The organism is Streptomyces sp. NPDC002911, from assembly GCF_053591835.1.
In genome coordinates, this window is record NZ_JBSFUO010000007.1 from 104594 (window position 1) to 124999 (window position 20406).

Consider the following 20406-nt stretch of genomic DNA (forward strand, 5'->3'; position numbering starts at 1 on the left):
TGATGAGCATGCAAGGGGGCTCGAACGGCGCCGCGTTGCGCCGTCCGAGCCCCTCACATCACACCTGGATGCCTGCCGATCCTAGGATCAGAGCTGGCCGCCGACGAAGACGGTCAGGTCGACCAGGCGGTTGGAGTAACCCCACTCGTTGTCGTACCAGCCGAGGATCTTCACCGAGTTGCCCTCCTGGACCATGGTCAGGGAGGAGTCGAAGGTGCAGGACGACGGGTCGCCGACGATGTCCGAGGAGACGATCGGGTCCTCGGTGTAGGTCAGGAAGCCCTTGAGGTCACCGTCGTCGGAAGCCTTCTTGAAAGCGGCGTTGACCTCGTCCTTGGTGACCTCGCGCTGCAGGGTCACGACGAGGTCGGTGGCGGAACCGGTCGGGACCGGGACACGCATCGCGATGCCGTCGAGCTTGCCCTTGAGCTGCGGGAGGACCAGGGCGGTCGCCTTGGCGGCGCCCGTCGTGGTCGGGATGATGTTCTCGGCGGCGGCGCGGGCGCGACGCAGGTCCGAGTGCGGGAAGTCCAGGATGCGCTGGTCGTTCGTGTACGCGTGGACCGTCGTCATCAGGCCCTTGACGATGCCGAAGTTCTCGTCGAGAACCTTGGCCATCGGCGCCACGCAGTTGGTGGTGCACGAGGCGTTGGAGATGACGTGATGACTGGCCGCGTCGTACTTGTCCTGGTTGACGCCCATCACGATGGTGATGTCCTCGTCCTTGGCCGGAGCCGAGATGAGGACCTTCTTGGCGCCACCGGCGATGTGCTTCTCGGCGTCGGCCTTCTTGGTGAAGATACCGGTCGACTCGATGACGATGTCGACGCCCAGCTCACCCCAGGGGATGTCGGCCGGGTTGCGCTCGGAGAGCACCTTGATGGTGTGACCGTCGACGGTGATGGTGTCGGCGGTGTGGCTGACCTCTGCCTTGAGACGACCCAGAATGGTGTCGTACTTCAGCAGGTGAGCCGTGGTCGCAGTGTCACCCAGGTCGTTGACAGCCACGATCTCGATGTCCGCACCCTGCTCCAGCAGCGCGCGGAAGTAGTTACGACCGATGCGGCCAAAGCCGTTGATGCCTACGCGGATCGTCACGAACCGATCTCCTCGTTAGGAACGCCGGTTTCGATGCCGGCGAGTTTTATAGGGATGTCCCCGACCGCCTCCGACCCTACCTCTCCGAAGGCTCCGGGGTGACATCGAGAGGGGCGCCGCGAAGAAAGATCTACTTACCGCCTGGTAGGAGCAAGGAAATATGGCCGACCAGGACGGCGAGGACGGCAGCGGCACGCCACATGAACACCGAGCGTCAACTCCCGGCGGACGCAGACCCCTTGCGGGGAGCGGCTGGACGTCTGCTTCGGTTCGCATCATGTCACCAGCAGTCACCGCCGGGCGCCACTGACGTCGACTCAGCTCCCACGCCCCCACCTCAGCGCCCGTAGCCGAAAATGCCGCCCGCCGAGCCCCTCGCTCAATTGGGCGGACCGGCACTCAATCGATAAAAGCGCCGGGTGCATATTTTCGTGTACGCGGGCGAGGGAACTGCTGAACCCTGCCCCGCTCAATCGGGCGGGGCGGCGCTCAATCAATCTCGCCGGGTGGCGCCTGGCCCATTCCGAGAAAGACGCTCAGCCGAATTCCGGAATGGATCCCGCTCCGGAGGGAAACCCCTTCCACCGGCCTCCCGGGTCCGGGCCGCACCCGTGGGGCGGGCCGGTGACCTCCTGCGGCTCTCAGCCCACGAGGCCGTCGGCCAGTTCCTCGCTCAGGGTCGATTCGGTGCCCGGGATGCCGAGGTCCTGGGCCCGCTTGTCGGCCATGGCCAACAGGCGCCTGATCCGGCCGGCGACCGCGTCCTTGGTCAGCGGCGGGTCGGCGAGCGCTCCCAGCTCCTCCAGGGAGGCCTGCTTGTGCTCCATGCGCAGGCGTCCGGCCGCCGCGAGGTGCTCCGGGACCTCCTCGCCCAGAATCTCCAGCGCGCGCCCGACCCGGGCACCCGCGGCGACCGCGGCGCGGGCCGAGCGGCGGAGGTTGGCGTCGTCGAAGTTGGCGAGCCGGTTGGCCGTGGCGCGGACCTCGCGCCGCATCCGGCGCTCCTCCCAGGCGAGCACCGCGTCATGGGCCCCCAGGCGGGTCAGGAGGGCGCCGATCGCGTCGCCGTCACGGACGACGACCCGGTCCACCCCCCGCACCTCGCGGGCCTTGGCGGCGATCGAGAGCCTGCGGGCCGCGCCCACCAGGGCGAGGGCGGCCTCCGGGCCGGGGCAGGTCACCTCCAGCGAGGAGGAGCGGCCCGGCTCGGTGAGCGAACCGTGGGCCAGGAAGGCTCCGCGCCAGGCGGCCTCCGCGTCACAGGTGGCCCCCGAGACCACCTGTGGGGGCAGCCCGCGGATGGGACGGCCGCGGCCGTCCACCAGGCCGGTCTGTCGGGCCAGCTGGTCGCCGCCGGCCACCACGCGCACGACGAAACGCGAGCCGCGGCGCAGTCCGCCGGGGGCCATCACGATCAGCTCCGAGCTGTGCCCGAAGATCTCCAGGATGTCCCGCTTGAGCCTGCGTGCCGCGCTCCCCGTGTCCAGCTCGGCCTCGATCACGATCCGGCCGCTCACCAGGTGCAGTCCACCCGCGAACCGAAGAATCGCCGAGACCTCTGCCTTTCTGCAGCAGGTCCGGGTCACGGGAAGCCGAGAGATTTCGTCCTTCACCGCTGGCGTCATCGCCATGGGCCGATCCTTCCATGCATCCGAAAAATACGGTCGTACGCGGCGGCCAACAGCTCCGGATCATGAATCGGAACGCCGTCGGGTGAGGCCACGGGGGCCAGCTCGACCGCGGCTCCGAGCCGCTGTGCGGCGTCGGCGAGGGACTCACGGTCGGGCACGGCGGCCTCGTCGGCCAGCACCACGTCCATGGCGAGTTTAGGGGCGTGTCGTCCCAAAACCTCCAAATGACGCTGCGGTGAGAACCCTTCTGTTTCACCGGGCTGTGGTGCGAGGTTCAGCGAGAGGACCTTACGGGCCTTCGTGCTCACCAGTGCGTCGAGCAGCTCCGGCACCAGCAGATGCGGAATCACGGAGGAAAACCAGGACCCCGGGCCCAGAACCACCCAATCGGCGTCGAGAACGGCGGCAACCGCCTCGGGAACCGCCGGCGGGTCGGCCGGCACCACGTGGACCGACTGCACCTCCCCCGGGGTCAGAGCCACCGTCGCCTGCCCGCGCACGGTGACGGTGGCCTCGGGGCGCTTCGGGTCGTGCCCTCGCACGAGCGCCTGGAGCTCCAGGGGCACGGCGGACATCGGCAGTACCCTGCCGTGCGCTCCGAGCAGCTTGCCGACCAGGTCGAGGGCCTGGACGTGGTCGCCCAGCTGTTCCCAGAGGGCGACGATGAGCAGATTGCCCACCGCGTGCTCGTGCAGATCGCCCTTCGACTCGAAGCGGTGCTGGATGACCTGGGCCCAGGTCTGGCCCCATTCGTCGTCGCCGCAGAGCGCGGCGAGCGCTTTGCGCAGGTCGCCCGGCGGGAGGACGCCGAGCTCCTCTCGGAGCCGGCCGCTGGAGCCGCCGTCGTCGGCGACGGTCACCACGGCCGTGAGGTCGCCCGTGATCCTGCGCAGCGCCGTGAGCGACGCCGACAGGCCCATGCCGCCGCCGAGGGCGACGACCTTGGGTGTACCGCGGTTACGGCCGGAGAGCGCGGCCGTGGCCCTGCTCAGCCGCCGCAGACGCAGATTGCGACTGGTCACTCTCGCCCCATGTCCCGGTGGACGAGGACGGTTTCGATCCCTTCGGTGGCCAGCCGCGCGGCCAGCTTCTCCGACATCGCGACGGAACGGTGCTTGCCGCCCGTGCACCCGACGGCGATGGTCACGTACCGCTTGCCCTCGCGGCGGTAACCGGCGGCGATGAGCTGAAGCAGCTCCGTGTACTGGTTGAGGAATTCCTTGGCGCCCGGCTGGTCGAAGACGTAGTCGGACACCTCCTCGTTGAGCCCGGTGAAGGGCCGGAGCTCGGGAACCCAGTGCGGATTGGGCAGGAAGCGGCAGTCGACGACGAGGTCGGCGTCGACCGGAAGCCCGTACTTGAAGCCGAACGACATCACCGTCGCCCGCAGCTCCGGCTCCTCGTCGCCGGCGAACTGGGCGTCCATCTTGGCCCGCAGCTCGTGCACGTTGAGGCTGGAGGTGTCGATGACCAGGTCGGCGTCGCCCCGCAGCTCACGCAGCAGGTCACGCTCGGCCGCGATGCCGTCGACGATACGGCCGTCGCCCTGGAGCGGGTGCGGACGGCGGACCGATTCGAAACGGCGCACGAGGGCGTCGTCGGAGGACTCCAGGAAGACGATCCGCCGGGTGACGTGCTTGGCCTCCAGGTCCGCGAGGGACTCCCGGAGGTTGTCGAAGAAGCGCCGTCCCCGTACGTCGACGACGACGGCGATGCGGGCGACGTTGCCCTGGGACCGGGCGCCGAGCTCCACCATCGTGGGGATCAGCGCGGGCGGCAGGTTGTCGACGACGAACCAGCCGAGGTCCTCCAGACACTTGGCGGCGGTGCTGCGCCCGGCGCCCGACATTCCGGAGATGATCACCAGCTCGGGGATGGCGGGCGTGGTGGCCTCGGCCTTCTCCGTGGTGCTTCCCGTACTCACGTGTGCTGCTCCGTCTGCTCGGCCGCGGTCGTCCTGGTGTTCCTGCGTGTGCTCGGTCATGTCCTGCTGCCCCCGTCGTCCTCTTCGATGATCTCTCCAGTGGCGGTGTTCACGGCGGGTGCGGCCGGTGCGGCCGCGGCGAAGGCGACGGCCACCAACTCCGCGGTCCTGCGCCCTATCCCCGGCACCTCGCAGATCTCTTCGATTGTCGCCTGCCTCAGCTTCTTGACGGAGCCGAAATACTTGATCAACGACTGCTTCCGGGTCTCGCCGAGGCCCGGGACGTCATCCAGAGGGCTGCTGCGAATGCGCTTGGCCCGCTTGGCCCGCTGGTAGGTGATGGCGAAGCGGTGGGCCTCGTCCCGGATGCGCTGCAGGAGATAAAGGCCCTCGCTGGAACGGGGCAGGACCACCGGGTCGTCGTCGTCGGGCAGCCAGACCTCTTCGAGGCGCTTGGCGAGACCGCAGACGGCGATGTCATCGATGCCCAGCTCGTCCATGGCACGCTTGGCGGCGGCGACCTGGGGCTGCCCTCCGTCGACGACGACGAGTTGCGGCGGGTAGGCGAAGCGCTTGGGACGGCCGTCGTCCTCACGGGGCTCCTCCCGGGGCTCCTCCCGGGGCTCCTCGCGGGCAGGAGCGGGGCCCTGAGCCGCAGAGGCTGCGGGGTCCGGCGCCGCGGATTCACCACATGCGGGACCAGCGGGCCCTGCGAACTCCGCGAGCTCCGAGGGTGCGGGGACGGGGCCTGTGGGTGCCGGGGTCTCCTCCCACTCCCCCGTCCGCTCCTTCTCATGGAGGTAGCGCTTGAAGCGGCGGCCGATGACCTCGTGCATCGACCGGACGTCGTCCTGGCCTTCGAAGCCCTTGATCTGGAAGCGGCGGTATTCGCTCTTGCGTGCGAGTCCGTCCTCGAAGACCACCATGGACGCGACCACGTCCTCACCCTGAAGGTGCGAGATGTCGAAGCACTCGACGCGCAGCGGAGCGGTGTCGAGACCGAGCGCCTCGGCGATCTCCTCCAGGGCACGGGAGCGCGTCGTGAGGTCGGAGGCGCGCTTGGTCTTGTGCAGCCCCAGCGCCTGCTGAGCGTTGCGCTGGACCGTGCCCATCAGGTCCTTCTTGTCGCCCCGCTGCGGGATACGCAGGCTGACCTGGGACCCCCTGCGGCCCGCGAGCCAGTGGGACACGGCGTCGGGATCCTCGGGGAGCGCCGGGACCAGGACCTCCTTGGGGACGGAGTCACCCGACTCCTCCCCGTACAACTGCCGGAGCGCGTGTTCCACCAGGCCCGCCGTGTCGACGGCCTCCACCTTGTCGGTGACCCAGCCGCGCTGACCCCGCACCCGTCCGCCGCGGACGTGGAAGATCTGCACCGCCGCCTCGAGCTCGTCCTCGGCGACGGCGATCAGGTCGGCGTCGGTGGCGTCGGCGAGGACGACGGCGCTCTTCTCCATGGCCCGCTTCAACGCCCCCGCGTCGTCGCGCAGCCGGGCCGCCCGCTCGTACTCCATCTCCTCGGCCGCCTGCACCATGTCCTTCTCGAGGCGGCGGATGTAGGTCCCGGTGCGGCCGGCCATGAAGTCGCAGAACTCGTCGGCCAGATCCCGGTGCTCCTCGGGGGTGACCCGTCCGACGCACGGGGCGGAGCACTTGCCGATGTAGCCGAGGAGGCAGGGCCGGCCGGTCCGCTCGGCGTTCTTGAAGACACCCGCGGAGCAGGTACGCACGGGGAAGACCCGGAGCATCAGGTCGACGGTCTCGCGGATCGCCCAGGCGTGCCCGTACGGACCGAAGTAGCGCACGCCCTTCTTCTTCGCGCCGCGCATGACCTGGACGCGCGGGAATTCCTCGTTGAGCGTGACCGCGAGGTAGGGGTAGCTCTTGTCGTCGCGGTACTTGACGTTGAACCGGGGGTCGAACTCCTTGATCCAGGTGTACTCCAGCTGAAGTGCCTCGACCTCGGTGGAGACCACGGTCCATTCCACGGAGGCGGCCGTGGTGACCATCGTGCGGGTACGCGGGTGCAGACCGGCCAGGTCCTGGAAGTAGCTGGCCAGGCGCTGACGCAGGTTCTTGGCCTTCCCGACATAGATCACCCGGCGGTGCTCGTCGCGGAATTTGTAGACCCCCGGGGAGTCGGGGATCTGTCCCGGCCTGGGTCGGTAGCTGGAGGGGTCTGCCATGTCTCACACCCTACTGGCGGACAGTGACAGGGCGGCATTTCCGCGGCCACGGGGCCTGCGACGGACGTGCCCGCCGGTCAGGCTCCGGGGCCGGCGACGAGCTTTCCGCCCTCGAGCTTCAACGGGACGGAGGGCAGCGGCACCGTGGCAGGCCCCTGCAGGGCCTTGCCCGTGGTCATGTCGAAGCGGCTGCCATGGCAGGGACAGTTGCCCTCGTTGCCCTCGACCTTGTCCAGCAGACAGCCCGCGTGGGTGCACTGCGCGCTGAAGGCCTTGTACTCGCCCGCGGCCTGGCAGCTCACGACGACCCGCTGCTCCCGGTAGAGCTTCGCCCCGCCGACCGGGACCTCGTCCGCGGCGCCGAGCTCCACGGGCGCGGTGGGCGTGGGCGTCTGCGCATGGCCGAGCTTCGACTCGGTCGAGCAGGCTGCCGCTCCCAGCCCGGCGGCACCGGCGAGAGCGGCACCCTTCAGTACGGTACGGCGGGCGGCGGGCAGGCCGGACATGCGGTCTCCACGGGTCGGGGGGACAGAGGGCCGCCGTCACCGTCCGGGGCACCGGGAGCCACGGACTCCGGGCACGGGCCGCATCTGATGGCATGGGCGACAGACCCGACGATACCGACGGAGAAAGCCGGCCCTTCGACCGGCCCCGGAGAGGGTCGGGGCGGACGGACGAGCCGACGGGGATGGCACAGCCCGTCCGGCCGGAAGCGGCGCCCTTGTGCAGGGTGCCGCCCCCGGCCGGGGCGGTGTCAGGCTTTCCGCGCGGGGGCGGCCTTCTTGGCTGCGGGCTGTCCCGCCGCCTTCCCGGCCGTCCTGGCCGTGGCCGTCCTGCGGGCCGTGACCGCCTTCGCGGCGACGGCCTTCTTCGCGGGCGCCTCAGGGGCCTTGCGGGCCGCGGGCATCGTGGTCTCACCGATCCGGTCCGCGCCCAGGATCTCCTGGAGGAACTTGCCGGTGTGGCTGGCCGGCACCGAAGCGATGTGCTCCGGGGTGCCCTCGGCGACGACCAGACCGCCGCCGTTGCCGCCCTCGGGGCCCATGTCGACGACCCAGTCCGCGGTCTTGACGACATCGAGGTTGTGCTCGATGACGATCACCGTGTTGCCCTTGTCGACCAGGCCCGACAGCACCGCGATGAGCTTGCTGATGTCCTCGAAGTGCAGACCGGTCGTCGGCTCGTCCAGGACGTAGACCGTGCGGCCGGTGGAGCGCTTCTGCAGCTCGCTCGCCAGCTTCACCCGCTGCGCCTCACCGCCGGAGAGCGTCGGCGCGGACTGGCCGAGCCTGACGTACCCGAGGCCCACTTCGTTGAGCGTGCGGAGGTGGCGGGCGATCGTCGGCACGGCCTCGAAGAACTCCAGGCCCTCCTCGATCGGCATGTCCAGCACCTCGGCGATGGACTTGCCCTTGTAGTGGACCTCCAGCGTCTCCCGGTTGTAGCGCGCACCGTGGCAGACCTCGCACGGGACGTACACGTCGGGCAGGAAGTTCATCTCGATCTTGATCGTGCCGTCGCCGGAGCAGTTCTCGCAGCGGCCGCCCTTGACGTTGAAGGAGAAGCGGCCCGGCAGATAGCCGCGCACCTTCGCCTCCATCGTCTCGGCGAACAGCCTGCGGACATGATCGAAGACTCCGGTGTACGTGGCCGGGTTGGAACGGGGTGTACGGCCGATCGGCGACTGGTCGACGTGGACGACCTTGTCGACGAGGTCGTCGCCGTCGACCCGGGTGTGCCGGCCGGGGACCGACTTGGCGCCGTTGAGCTCGCGTGCCAGGTGGGTGTAGAGGATGTCGTTGACCAGGGTCGACTTACCCGAACCGGAGACACCGGTGACTGCGGTGAGCACGCCGAGCGGGAAGGAGACGTCGATGTCCTGGAGGTTGTTCTCCCGGGCGCCGTGCACCGTGAGCCGGCGCTTCGGGTCGACGGGACGCCGGACGTCCGGCATCTCGATCACCCTCCTGCCCGAGAGGTACTGACCGGTGATCGACTCCTTGTTGGCCAGGAGCTGCTTGAGCGAGCCGGAGTGGACGACCTTGCCGCCGTGCTCCCCCGCGCCGGGGCCGATGTCGACGACCCAGTCGGCGACCTTGATGGTGTCCTCGTCGTGTTCGACGACGATGAGCGTGTTGCCCATGTCCCGGAGCCGGACAAGCGTCTCGATCAGCCGGTGGTTGTCGCGCTGGTGCAGGCCGATGGACGGCTCGTCCAGCACGTACAGCACGCCGACGAGCCCGGAGCCGATCTGGGTGGCGAGCCGGATGCGCTGGGCCTCGCCGCCGGACAGGGTGCCCGCGGCCCGGTTCAGCGAGAGGTAGTCGAGGCCTACGTCGACGAGGAACCTCAGCCGCTCGTTGACCTCCTTGAGGACTCGCTCGGCGATCTTCTTGTCGCGGGCGCTCAGCTTGAGGCGGCCGAGGAATTCGGCACACTCGCTGATCGACATCGCGGCGACCTCGGCGATGGACTTCTCCATCACCGTCACCGCGAGGACCAGCGGCTTCAGCCGGGTTCCCTCACAGGTCGGGCAGGCCACCTCGCGCATGTAGCCCTCGTAGCGCTCCCGGCTGGAGTCGCTCTCCGCCTCGGAGTGCCGCCGCTTGACGTACTGGACGGCGCCCTCGAAGCGGGGAGTGGTGTAGGCGCGCTCGCGCCCGTACCTGTTGCGGTAGCGCACCTCGGTCTGGATCTTGTGACCGTGGAGCAGAGCCTTCCTGGCCCGCTGCGGCAGTCCGGCCCAGGGGATGTCCGTACGGAATCCGAGGGCGTCGGCCAGCGCGGTGATCTGGCGGCCGAAGTACTCCTTGGTGTGACCGTGCGACCAGGGGTGGATCGCACCCTCGTCGAGGGACTTGTCCTCGTCCGGGACGATCAGCTCCGGGTCGACCTCCATCCGCGTACCGATGCCCGTGCAGTCGGGGCAGGCTCCGAAGGGGGAGTTGAAGGAGAAGGAGCGGGGCTCCAGCTCCTCGAAGGAGAGGTCGTCGTACGGGCAGTAGAGGTGCTCGGAGTACATCCGCTCACGCTCGGGATCGTCCGCCTCGAGGTCGACGAAGTCGAGCACGACCATGCCGCCGGAGAGGCCCAGCGCCGTCTCGACGGAGTCGGTCAGCCGGCGCTTGGCGCTGTCCTTCACCGTGAGGCGGTCGATGACCACCTCGATGGTGTGCTTCTCCTGCTTCTTCAGCTTGGGCGGCTCGGACAGCTGGATCGTCTCTCCGTCGACGCGGGCCCTGCTGTAACCCTTGGTCTGGAGATCGGCGAAGAGGTCGACGAACTCGCCCTTGCGCTCGCGCACCAGCGGGGACAGGACCTGGAAGCGGCTGCCCTCGGGCAGGCCGAGCACCTTGTCGACGATGGCCTGCGGCGACTGACGCGCGATGGGCCTGGCGCACTCGGGGCAGTGCGGCTTGCCGATCCTGGCGAAGAGCAGCCGGAGGTAGTCGTAGACCTCCGTGATGGTGCCGACCGTCGAGCGCGGGTTGCGCGAGGTCGACTTCTGGTCGATGGAGACGGCGGGCGAGAGGCCTTCGATGAAGTCCACGTCCGGCTTGTCCATCTGGCCGAGGAACTGCCGGGCGTACGAGGAGAGCGACTCCACGTAGCGCCGCTGCCCCTCGGCGAAGATCGTGTCGAACGCGAGCGAGGACTTGCCCGATCCGGAGAGCCCGGTGAAGACGATGAGGGAGTCACGGGGGAGATCGAGCGAGACGTTCTTCAGGTTGTGCTCGCGCGCGCCACGGACGATGAGACGGTCGGCCACGCCGGTCCGCACCTTTCTGGAGATAAGTGGGGGAACTGAGCCCCTGTCCCAGGGTATGGGGGGCGCTTCAGCGATGTAAGAAGCTTTCGACTCCGAGCGTATAGCACGCGCATTCGATTTACGGACGACCGAAGACTCCATCACCCGAATGAGTGGTGGGGTCTACGCTCGGCTCATGACTGATCATGCGCGTGACCTGGAAGCGGTACGTGAAGCGACCGCCAGACTGCTGAGCGCCACGGGCAAGATGGACGCCGGCGCCGTCGCCGAGCCGTCCCGTCTGCCGGGCTGGAGCCGCGGCCATGTTCTCGCCCACCTGTCACGTAACGCCGACGCCCTCGTGAATGTTCTCCAGGGGCGCCCGATGTACGCGAACAGCGAAACCCGGGACGCCGACATCGAACGGGACGCGCTTCGGCCGCCGGCCGAACACCTCGCCGATCTGCGCGGGAGCGGAGCGGCATTCCTGGCCGCGGCCGAGGCGCCGGCCGACTGGTCACGCACGATCACGATGCGCAACGGCGTGACGGATTCGGCGTCCCGGGTCCCCTTCCGCCGCTGGGTCGAGGTCGAGCTGCACCACGTGGACCTGGGGGTGGGATACGAGCTGGAGGAGCTGCCGGAGGAGTTCGTGATCCGGGAGAACGACTTCCTGGCCGAGCGGTTCGCCGGGCATCCCGCCATCGTCCCCACGACGGCGGTCACCGCGGACGGCCATGTGTGGACCACGGGCGGCGGGGCCGACGGCACTCCGGTCATCGTCCGGGGCACGGCCCCAGACATCCTCGGCTGGCTCTGCGGACGCCGGGACGGCTCCGCGCTCACCGTCGAGGGCGGCACCCTTCCCGCACTGCCCCCGCTATAGGCTGCGTCACATGACGTACAGCGGAGCGGTCAAGGTCGGCGGACCTGCGGATGTGCACGAGCTGACGGATCTGATGATCTCCAAGGTCGCCGTCGGCCCGATGAACAACAACGCGTATCTGCTGCGCTGCCGGGCCACCGGCGAGCAGCTCCTGATCGATGCGGCCGACGAGGCCGGAACCCTGCTGCGGCTGATCGGCGGGGACGGCATCGCGTCCGTCGTCACCACGCACCGGCACGGTGACCACTGGCAGGCGCTCGGTGAGGTGGTGGCGGCCACCGGAGCACGGACGTACTCCGGGAGGTACGACGCCGAGGGCATTCCGGTCCCGACCGATGAGCTCGTCGAGGACGGCGGCACGGTCCGGGTGGGCCAGGTCTCGCTGACCGCCCGGCATCTGACCGGCCACACCCCGGGGTCCATCGCCCTGGTATACGACGACCCGCACGGGGCGCCGCACCTGTTCACCGGGGACTGCCTCTTCCCCGGTGGCCTGGGCAACACGCGCCAGGACCCGGAGGCGTTCGCGAGCCTGCTCCACGATGTGGAGACCAAGCTCTTCGAACGGCTGCCGGACGAGACGTGGGTCTACCCGGGCCACGGTCATGACACCACGCTCGGTGCCGAGCGGCCGCACCTGCCGGAGTGGCGCGCACGCGGCTGGTGAACCGGTGAACGCCCGACGGCCGGGTGCCCCACATGGGGCCCCGGCCGTCGGCGTGTCCGTCGAGCGTTACTTCTCCGCGCCGACGTTGTCGCTGTCGTCCTTCTTCTCGGCCTCCAGCGCCGCCTGCTTCTTGTTGGCGATCAGGCTGGTGATCGTGGTGATCACCAGGACGCCGCCGATGACGGCGAGGGAGAACGAGATGGAGATCTCCGGGACGTGAACCCCGGACTCGTGCAGTGCGTGCAGCACCAGCTTGACGCCGATGAAGCCCAGGATCACCGAGAGCCCGTAGCTGAGGTGGACCAGCTTCTTCAGCAGACCGCCGATGAGGAAGTACAGCTGACGCAGGCCCATCAGCGCGAAGGCGTTCGCGGTGAAGACGATGTACGGGTCCTGAGTCAGGCCGAAGATCGCCGGGATCGAGTCCAGTGCGAAGAGCACATCGGTGGTGCCGATGGCGAGCATGACCACCATCAGGGGGGTCATGATGCGCTTGCCGTTGTTCCGGATGAAGAGCTTCGTCCCGTGGTACTTGTCGGCGACACCGAAGCGGTGCTCGATCGACTTCAGGAGACGGTTCTCCTCCCACTCCTCTTCGTCCTCGTCAGCCCGCGCCTCCTGGATCAGCTTCCAGGCGGTGTAGATCAGGAACGCGCCGAAGATGTAGAAGACCCACGAGAAGTTGGCGATGACCGCGGCACCGGCTGCGATGAAGATCGCACGCAGCACCAGGGCGATCAGCACACCTATGAGCAGCACCCGCTGCTGGAGGTGGGTGGGCACCGAGAACTTCGCCATGATCAGGATGAAGACGAAGAGATTGTCGACACTGAGCGACTTCTCGGTGATGAAGCCGGCGAAGAATTCACCCGAGGCCTGGCTTTCACCGAAGATCAGCAGGCCGAGCCCGAAGAGGGCGGCCAGCGCGATCCAGACGATGGTCCAGATTCCGGCTTCCTTGGTCGACACGTCATGAGGCTTGCGCCCGATGAAGAAGTCGACAGAGATGAGGGCGATCAGACCAAGAATGGTCAGCACCCAGAGAGTCCATGAAACGTCCACTGCGCCTCCGGCAGTTTGCTACGGGCTATGGATCAGCGTCGTCGCTGCCGGAGGTCTCTTCCACCCGGGAGCACGGGATGCGCGCCGGGCCGACGCCCCGGGACCGGTCACAGTCCGTATTGACGGGAACGCCGCGATCGGGAGTACTCCCCTCCGCACCAAGAACATTACATGAAGCACCAAGAAACAGTAAAGTCCTCGCCAAAGCTGGATCAAAGTGCCAGCTCAGGGCCTAAATGCAGTACATCTGACTTTCCGTCATCCGGCTCAGCGCCGGCCGGTGCGCCGGGCCGCAGCCACCAGCGCGAGGACCTGCTCCAGGACACGGCTGCCCTGGGGCGCTCTCAGCGGCTCGTACGTCCACGCGTGGCCCACCCAGGGGTCGGCGAGGTGGTCGCCTGCCACGGGGGTGATTCGCAGCAGGGAGCGCCACAGCGGATCGAGCACCGGGCCGTAGGCCCGGGCGTCCTCGCGGTCGGCCACCATCAGCAGGTGCACGCCCACCGAGGGGCCCTCGTCGGCCAGATAGCGCAGCTGGGTGACGGCCTTGTCGTCGAAGCCGTGCGGGAAGTCGTTGACGATCAGCAGATGTTCCCCCGTGTCGAGGTCCGGAGGCAGCGCGTCCGCGGCGCCGGCCCTGATCGCCATCTGCACCAGATCGACGCGACGGGTGAGGTGGGCGAGGACCGAGGACACGCCTTGTGCCCCTGCGGCGGGCGGCCCGGCGAGCACGCCGGAGCCGGCCAGGGGCGAGAGCGGACCGGCGGCGGAACCGGCCGGATCGATGACATGCACGGAGAACTCGTCCGCCGGGTGGACGGCGAGCAGCCGCGCGGCCAGCGCGACCGCCGTCTGCATGGCCGACGTCCGCAGCTGGTCCCCGTCTGTCGCGGCGGACGCCTCGGAGGCGGTACGGCCGCTGTCGACCCAGATCCCGCGCTCCAGCGGGAGCCGCACCAGGAGCGGGATGCGCAGGCCGGTGCCCTCGGGCAGATGGAGGTCGCCGATGCGCAGGGCCATCGGCGTCTCCATCGGGACGCGGTAGCTGTGCCAGACGGGGTTCCCCCAGCCCGCGTACGCGGCAGGTAGAGCCGGTTCGACGACGGCGGACTCGGCGGCGAGCCGGCCGAGATCGCGATCGAGCGCCTCACGTGCCCGGCCGGTGAGTTCGTCGCGCTTGGCCCGGGCCTCCTCCCGGGCGCGGTCACCCGCACCGCCGATGCGGCCGCGCGGGTCGGACAGGGCCCGGTCGAGCTCCTGGTCCATCCGGGACTCGGCGAAGTCCACCGCGCTGCGGTAGGCGGCGACGGCGCGGGCGAGGTCCTCGAACATGCCCCAGATCTGGTTGTAGAGGCGCTCGTCCATGGACCAGCCTGCGGCGTCACCGGCGACTGGCTGCGCGGGCTGTCCCGGCGCGGCAGGCGGGGAAGTCGGTTGCGTCGGGGGCGGCGCCGAGGTCTGACGCCGCGGGTGCGCATAGCTGACGGGGCCGCCGGGAGTGCGCGGGGGCGTGGGGCCGGCAGGCGGCTCAGAGGGCTGCGCCGGCTCGGGGGCATGCGCCGGGACGACGGGCCGACCATTGCCTCCGGAGGCCGTAGGGCCTGCGGAGTGGCCCACCCGCTCACCGCCAGGAGTACGGGGCGGCGGCGTCACGGAGCGGGCGAGACCGGAGGCCACGGCCTCCTGGATGGAGGCGGCCAGCTCCACCGCCCCCGCCACACCCTGGTCGGCGAGCATCTCGGCGAGCCCCGCGGCGTAGCCCTGGCCGACGGCGCGGACCTTCCAGACGCCCTGGCGGCGGTAGAGCTCCAGCGCCGAGACTGCGGCCTCGGTGTCCAGGCCGGTGAGGGTGAACGTGGCGATCTCGGCACCGTCGAGTCCGGTGACGGCCACGAAGGGTGCGGCGACCGCACCGAAGCTCCCCGGCTGCCCGGGCCCTGTCGGCAGGGCGAGGAGAACGGTGACGCGGTGCACCGCGTCGGGCAGGGCGTCCAGGTCCACGGCGAGCCGGTGGTCGGCCGCCGCCTGTCTGGACACCTCCAGCCCGGGCACCTGGTGCGAGGCGGGGTGTGCGATCCACTCGGCACCGCGGACCGTGCCCCGCTCGTCCCCGAGCGTGGCCCCGGCCACGACGGGTGAGCCCGCCGACACCCTGATCTCCAGACGGGTCTGGGGCAAGGTGTGGTTCTGCCCCCGGACCAGCTCGGCCGTCAATGCCCTGTCCCCTCGACGTTCGGTGTGGTGCCCTGCCATGGGCGCAGCTCCCGGCGGCGGGTGCCACCGGGAGCTGCTCGTACGGGTCTGAGGGCCAGGTGTCGCCCGTGCCCCTGGCGCGCCTACAGATGCGGCAGGATCGCCGGCATCAGGTCTTGGAATGTCCGGCCGTTGGCCGGGTTGCCGAGGGCGGTCATCTGCCAACCGCTGCCCGCGCGGTGCACCTTCGCCATGATCTGCGCCGTGTACTGGCCGCCGCCGTCCAGCGTGTAGCGGGCGAGCTCCTGGCCGTTGGTCTCGTCGACGATGCGGCAGAAGGCGTTCTGCACTTCCTGGAACGTCTGGCCGGTGAACGAGTTCACCGTGAAGACGATCTGGTCGATGTGGACCGGGATCCGCTGCAGGTCGACCAGGATCGCCTCGTCGTCGCCGCCCGAGCCGGCGCCGCCGACCAGGTTGTCGCCGGTGTGCTTGACCGAGCCGTCGTCGCTGACCAGGTGGCGGAAGAACACGACGTCCACGGGCTGCTTGTCGGCGAAGAGCACCGCCGAGGCGTCCAGGTCGATCTCCCGGGTGCGCGAGCCGAACAGCCCGCGGCGCGGGGCCGCCCGCCAGCCGAGCCCCATCCGTACCGCGGTCAGGGTCCCCCCGTCGCTCTTCTGCAGGCTGATGGCCTGGCCCTTGGTCATGTTGACCGTCACGCGCTGTCCCCTCTCCGCTTGCCCCGCACCCGTCGGTGTGCGGTCTCCCCGCACCCTACGCAGTCCCCGCAGGCGAGAAGGAGCAATGGACCGTTTCGTGTCGGTCCTGCAACACTGCGGGCCCCACGGGATCAGGCCAGCCCCGCCTCCCTCATCTGGCGCAGTTCCTTCTTCAGTTCCCCCACCTCGTCACGCAGCCGGGCGGCCACCTCGAACTGCAGGTCCGCCGCGGCCGCTCGCATGCGGTCCGTCATCTCCTCGATGATCCCCGCGAGCTCCGCAGCGGGCCGGTCGGTGACCACTGCGCCGCCCTTCTTCGCCTTGCCCCCGGCGGCGGCCTTGCCCCCCAGCGAAGGAACCGGGGCCTTGGTGTCCTTCGTCTGCCGGTAACCGGTGCCGAGCAGCTGCTCGGTGTCGACCTCCTCGCGGGCGATGGACGCCACGATGTCGTTGATCTTCTTACGGAGCGGCTGCGGGTCTACCCCGCGCTCGGTGTTGTAGGCGATCTGCTTCTCACGCCGGCGATTGGTCTCGTCGATGGCCTGTGCCATCGCCGGGGTGATCTTGTCGGCGTACATATGGACCTGCCCCGAGACGTTACGGGCGGCACGTCCGATGGTCTGGATCAGCGACGTGCCGGAGCGCAGGAAGCCCTGCTTGTCCGCGTCGAGGATGGCCACGAGCGACACCTCGGGCAGGTCGAGGCCCTCGCGCAGGAGGTTGATGCCGACCAGGACGTCGTACTCACCGGAGCGCAGCTCGCGCAGCAGCTCGATGCGGCGCAGCGTGTCGACGTCACTGTGGAGGTAGCGGACCTGGATGCCCAGCTCGAGGAAGTAGTCCGTGAGGTCCTCGGACATCTTCTTGGTGAGGGTGGTGACCAGGACGCGCTCGTCCTTCTCTGTCCGCTTGCGGATCTCGTGGACCAGGTCGTCGATCTGGCCCTCGGTGGGCTTGACGACGACCTCCGGGTCGACGAGGCCGGTGGGCCTGATGATCTGTTCGACGTAACCGTCGCCCCTGGACATCTCGTACTTCCCGGGTGTGGCGGAAAGATAGACCGTCTGATTGATACGGCCCAGGAACTCCTCCCATTTCAGCGGGCGGTTGTCCAGGGCGGACGGCAGTCTGAAGCCGTGGTCGACGAGGGTCCGCTTGCGGGAGGCGTCGCCCTCGTACATCGCACCGATCTGCGGCACGGTGACGTGCGACTCGTCCAGGACGAGGAGGAAGTCCTCGGGAAAGTAGTCGAGGAGGGTGTTGGGGGCGGTCCCGGGAGAGCGGTCGTCGAAGTGCATCGAGTAGTTCTCGACGCCGGAGCAGGTGCCGATCTGGCGGAGCATCTCGATGTCGTAGGTGGTGCGCATGCGCAGCCGCTGGGCCTCCAGCATCTTGCCCTGCTTCTCCAGCTCGGCGAGGCGCTGCTCCATCTCCTGCTCGATGCCGCCGACCGCCTTCTCCAGGCGCTCGGGGCCCGCCACGTAGTGGCTGGCGGGGAAGACGTGGAGCGCGGTGTCCTCGCTGATGACCTCGCCGGTGAGCGGGTGGAGGGTCGAGAGCGCCTCGATCTCGTCGCCGAACATCTCGATGCGGACGGCGAGCTCCTCGTACACCGGGAAGATCTCGATCGTGTCGCCGCGCACCCGGAAGGTGCCGCGGGTGAACGCGAGGTCGTTGCGGGTGTACTGGATCTCGACGAAGCGGCGCAGCAACTGGTCACGGTCGATCTCGTCGCCGACCTTGAGCTGGACCATCCGGTCCACGTACTCCTGCGGGGTGCCCAGGCCGTAGATGCAGGAGACGGAGGCGACCACGACGACGTCGCGCCGGGTGAGCAGCGAATTCGTGGCGGAGTGCCGCAGCCGCTCGACCTCCTCGTTGATCGAGGAGTCCTTCTCGATGTAGGTGTCCGACTGCGGGACGTACGCCTCGGGCTGGTAGTAGTCGTAGTACGAGACGAAGTACTCCACGGCGTTGTTCGGGAGGAGCTCCCGGAACTCGTTGGCCAGCTGGGCGGCGAGCGTCTTGTTCGGCGCCATCACCAGGGTGGGGCGCTGCAGCTTCTCGATCATCCAGGCGGTCGTCGCCGACTTGCCCGTGCCGGTCGCGCCGAGCAGGACGACGTCCTTCTCACCTGCCCGGACGCGACGGTCCAGCTCGGCGATGGCCGCGGGCTGGTCACCGCTGGGCTGGTAGGGACTGACGACCTCGAAAGGCGCCACCGAACGTTCGATCTTCGAGACTGGCCGCATGCAACCACCGTACGACCCCTCACTGACAACGGCGGAGGATCAACGGTTCCGCGGCTGCCGGTACCCCCTGTGTGAGACGGGCTCGTGGGGCGGGGTGTAGCGGCGCTGGACGGGGATCGAGGTCCCCGGCCCACCGCGCGTGGGAGGGTGACCGGACGGCCGGCCGGCCCTTCCGGGCTCACCGGTCACCACCAGGGGGTCGATCATCACGACCACCGCGGCGAGCAGCAGGAAGCAGCCCGGGCCGATCATCATCGGCAGCAGCAGCGAGGTGGGGGACGCGCCGGGCGGTGCCGGTACGGCGTCGGGGTGCACGTGCACCTCGAGCGCGGCCATTCCCGTGTAGTGCATCCCGCTCACGGCCACGCCCATGACCACGCTGGCGCCGAGGCTGGGAAGGAATCCGTGGACGGAGACGGCCGCCCACAGCGAGGCAGTCGCGGCCACCACGGCGATGATCACGGAGAACGCGACGGTGAGTGTGTCGTACTCGAACAGTCCCTCGAAGTTCATCCCTGCCATGCCGAGGTAGTGCATGGAAGCGACGCCGAGCCCGGTGATCGTCCCGCCGGTGACCAGTGCCATGCGGGTGGCGCCGCGGTAGCCGACGAGGAAGATGCCGATCCCGACCATCACGACAGCCACGGCGAGACTGGCGAAGGTGAGGGGCCAGTCGTAGCTCACCGGCGCTTCCCGGACGGAGAAGCCCAGCATCGCGATGAAGTGCATCGTCCAGATGCCGGATCCGATGGAGGTCGCGCCGAGGGCAAGCCAGCCGGCTCTGGACGCACCTCGGGTACGCAAGGACCGTGCGGTGCAGCGAAGACCGAGAGCAGCACCGAGGCATGCCATCAGGAACGCCGTGACGGGGGTAACGAGGCCGTAGGTGAATCCGTCAACTGTGCCCTGCATGCTGGTACGCCCTTCGCGGTGTGCCCGGGTTCGGGGGTGACCCTAAAGGGCAAGGCCTGGCAAGCAAACATAAGGACGGCATTTTATCCCTCTCCGGGCCCTCCGAGGATCCGGCGCCGACATTCCGTTCACACCATGGCCATCATCACCCTCCCGTCCGTTGGGGACCGGATGGGAGTCTCGGCCTGTCCACATCTCGACGCGAGGAGTACACGTGTCCGCACGCACAGCAACCGCATCCGGTGCCGTCGCCGCTCTGCTCGGCACCTGCGTTCTGCTGCCCGCCACCCAGGCGCAGGCCTCGGCCGCCCGGGACAGCCCGGTCGTCTACGCCCACCGGGGAGCGTCCGCCTACGCCCCGGAGAACACCCTGGCGGCGGTGGACGCGGCAGATGACCTGGGCATCGCGTGGGTGGAGAACGACGTGCAGCTCACCAAGGACGGTGTGCTGGTCGTCGTGCACGACACCACCCTGAGCAGGACCACCGACGTCGAGCAGGTCTTCCCCGGCCGTGCGCCCTGGGCGGTCAAGGACTTCACCGCGGCGGAGATCGCGAAGCTGGACGCGGGCAGTTGGTTCGGTGCCGGCTTCGAGGGGGCCCGGGTGCCGACGCTCACGCAGTACCTGCACCGCGTGGAGCGCAATCGCCAGAAGCTGCTCCTGGAGATCAAGAGCCCGGAGACCTACCCGGGGATCGAGAAGGAGACCCTTCGTGTCCTGCGCAAGGAGGGGTGGCTCGACCGCGGTCACGTCAAGAACAAACTGATCATCCAGAGTTTCGGTGCAGAGAGTGTGAAAACTGTCCACGCTCACCGTCCGGACGTCGTCACGGGTTTCCTGGGCACCCCCGCGGTGGCCGATCTGCCGTCGTACGCGGCGTTCACCGACCAGATCAATCCGTCGTACACGACGATCAGTGCCGACTACGTCGCCGCGGTGCAGAAGCTGAAGGGCGTCCACGGCAAGCCTCTCCAGGTGAACACCTGGACGGTGAACGACGCGGCGAAGGCCGCGGCGGTGGCCGGCTTCGGTGTGGACGGCATCATCACCAACAACCCCGACACCGTCCGGGACGCCACCCGCTGAGAGCCGGGCGGGCCGGCGTTGTCGGTGGCCGGTCGTAC

At 69.0% G+C, this 20406-nt stretch carries 15 protein-coding genes; 3 read left to right on the plus strand and 12 right to left on the minus strand.

Translation table 11 applies throughout. The features are described 5' to 3' along the window. Window positions 1-87: 87 nt before the first annotated feature. The 7 genes from gap to uvrA all read right to left on the minus strand — a co-directional run bounded on the left by gap (window position 88) and on the right by uvrA (window position 10608). Complete coding sequence (gap, locus tag ACWD04_RS13530; RefSeq protein ID WP_451131336.1) at window positions 88-1098, minus strand: type I glyceraldehyde-3-phosphate dehydrogenase; 1011 nt, start codon at window positions 1096-1098, stop codon at window positions 88-90. Window positions 1099-1739: 641 nt separating this feature from the next. Next, window positions 1740-2729, minus strand: a complete 990-nt coding sequence (gene whiA, locus ACWD04_RS13535; protein WP_104789934.1) for a DNA-binding protein WhiA — start codon at window positions 2727-2729, stop codon at window positions 1740-1742. Then, window positions 2720-3751 carry a gluconeogenesis factor YvcK family protein gene (locus tag ACWD04_RS13540; RefSeq protein WP_451131338.1) on the minus strand — a complete coding sequence of 344 codons (1032 nt, stop codon included), beginning with the start codon at window positions 3749-3751 and terminating at the stop codon, window positions 2720-2722. Before ACWD04_RS13540 ends, whiA begins: the two co-directional genes overlap by 10 nt. Beyond that, window positions 3748-4713, minus strand: a complete 966-nt coding sequence (rapZ, locus tag ACWD04_RS13545) for an RNase adapter RapZ (protein WP_451131340.1) — start codon at window positions 4711-4713, stop codon at window positions 3748-3750. The genes ACWD04_RS13540 and rapZ overlap by 4 nt, the downstream gene beginning before the upstream one ends. Next, on the minus strand, window positions 4710-6839 hold the full coding sequence (uvrC, locus tag ACWD04_RS13550; protein WP_451131342.1) for an excinuclease ABC subunit UvrC: 2130 nt from the start codon (window positions 6837-6839) through the stop codon (window positions 4710-4712). Before uvrC ends, rapZ begins: the two co-directional genes overlap by 4 nt. A gap of 77 nt (window positions 6840-6916) precedes the next feature. Further along, on the minus strand, window positions 6917-7345 hold the full coding sequence (locus tag ACWD04_RS13555) for a Rieske (2Fe-2S) protein (protein WP_451131344.1): 429 nt from the start codon (window positions 7343-7345) through the stop codon (window positions 6917-6919). Window positions 7346-7593: 248 nt separating this feature from the next. Further along, window positions 7594-10608 carry an excinuclease ABC subunit UvrA gene (gene uvrA, locus ACWD04_RS13560; RefSeq protein WP_451131346.1) on the minus strand — a complete coding sequence of 1005 codons (3015 nt, stop codon included), beginning with the start codon at window positions 10606-10608 and terminating at the stop codon, window positions 7594-7596. Between the two features lie 175 nt (window positions 10609-10783). Between uvrA and ACWD04_RS13565 the strand changes: the two genes are divergently transcribed. Both ACWD04_RS13565 and ACWD04_RS13570 read left to right on the plus strand, forming a co-directional pair. Next, window positions 10784-11473 carry a maleylpyruvate isomerase family mycothiol-dependent enzyme gene (locus ACWD04_RS13565; protein WP_451131348.1) on the plus strand — a complete coding sequence of 230 codons (690 nt, stop codon included), beginning with the start codon at window positions 10784-10786 and terminating at the stop codon, window positions 11471-11473. 10 nt (window positions 11474-11483) lie between these two features. Then, entirely contained in the window at window positions 11484-12140 is a 657-nt protein-coding gene (locus tag ACWD04_RS13570; protein ID WP_451131350.1) for an MBL fold metallo-hydrolase, read from the plus strand. 66 nt (window positions 12141-12206) lie between these two features. Here ACWD04_RS13570 and ACWD04_RS13575 read toward each other — a convergent pair whose 3' ends face one another. The 5 genes from ACWD04_RS13575 to ACWD04_RS13595 form a co-directional block, all read right to left on the minus strand. Then, window positions 12207-13202 (minus strand): TerC family protein, encoded by a 996-nt coding sequence (locus tag ACWD04_RS13575; protein ID WP_451131352.1) that lies wholly within the window; start codon window positions 13200-13202, stop codon window positions 12207-12209. 267 nt (window positions 13203-13469) lie between these two features. Then, entirely contained in the window at window positions 13470-15416 is a 1947-nt protein-coding gene (locus ACWD04_RS13580; RefSeq protein WP_451131678.1) for a TerD family protein, read from the minus strand. A 122-nt stretch (window positions 15417-15538) separates the two neighbouring features. Next, on the minus strand, window positions 15539-16117 hold the full coding sequence (locus ACWD04_RS13585; protein WP_451131354.1) for a TerD family protein: 579 nt from the start codon (window positions 16115-16117) through the stop codon (window positions 15539-15541). 131 nt (window positions 16118-16248) lie between these two features. After that, window positions 16249-18369 (minus strand): excinuclease ABC subunit UvrB, encoded by a 2121-nt coding sequence (gene uvrB, locus ACWD04_RS13590; RefSeq protein WP_451131356.1) that lies wholly within the window; start codon window positions 18367-18369, stop codon window positions 16249-16251. A gap of 39 nt (window positions 18370-18408) precedes the next feature. After that, window positions 18409-19281, minus strand: a complete 873-nt coding sequence (locus ACWD04_RS13595; RefSeq protein ID WP_451131358.1) for an MHYT domain-containing protein — start codon at window positions 19279-19281, stop codon at window positions 18409-18411. A gap of 214 nt (window positions 19282-19495) precedes the next feature. Between ACWD04_RS13595 and ACWD04_RS13600 the strand changes: the two genes are divergently transcribed. Further along, complete coding sequence (locus ACWD04_RS13600) at window positions 19496-20368, plus strand: glycerophosphodiester phosphodiesterase (protein ID WP_451131360.1); 873 nt, start codon at window positions 19496-19498, stop codon at window positions 20366-20368. The last annotated feature ends 38 nt before the right edge of the window (window positions 20369-20406 follow it).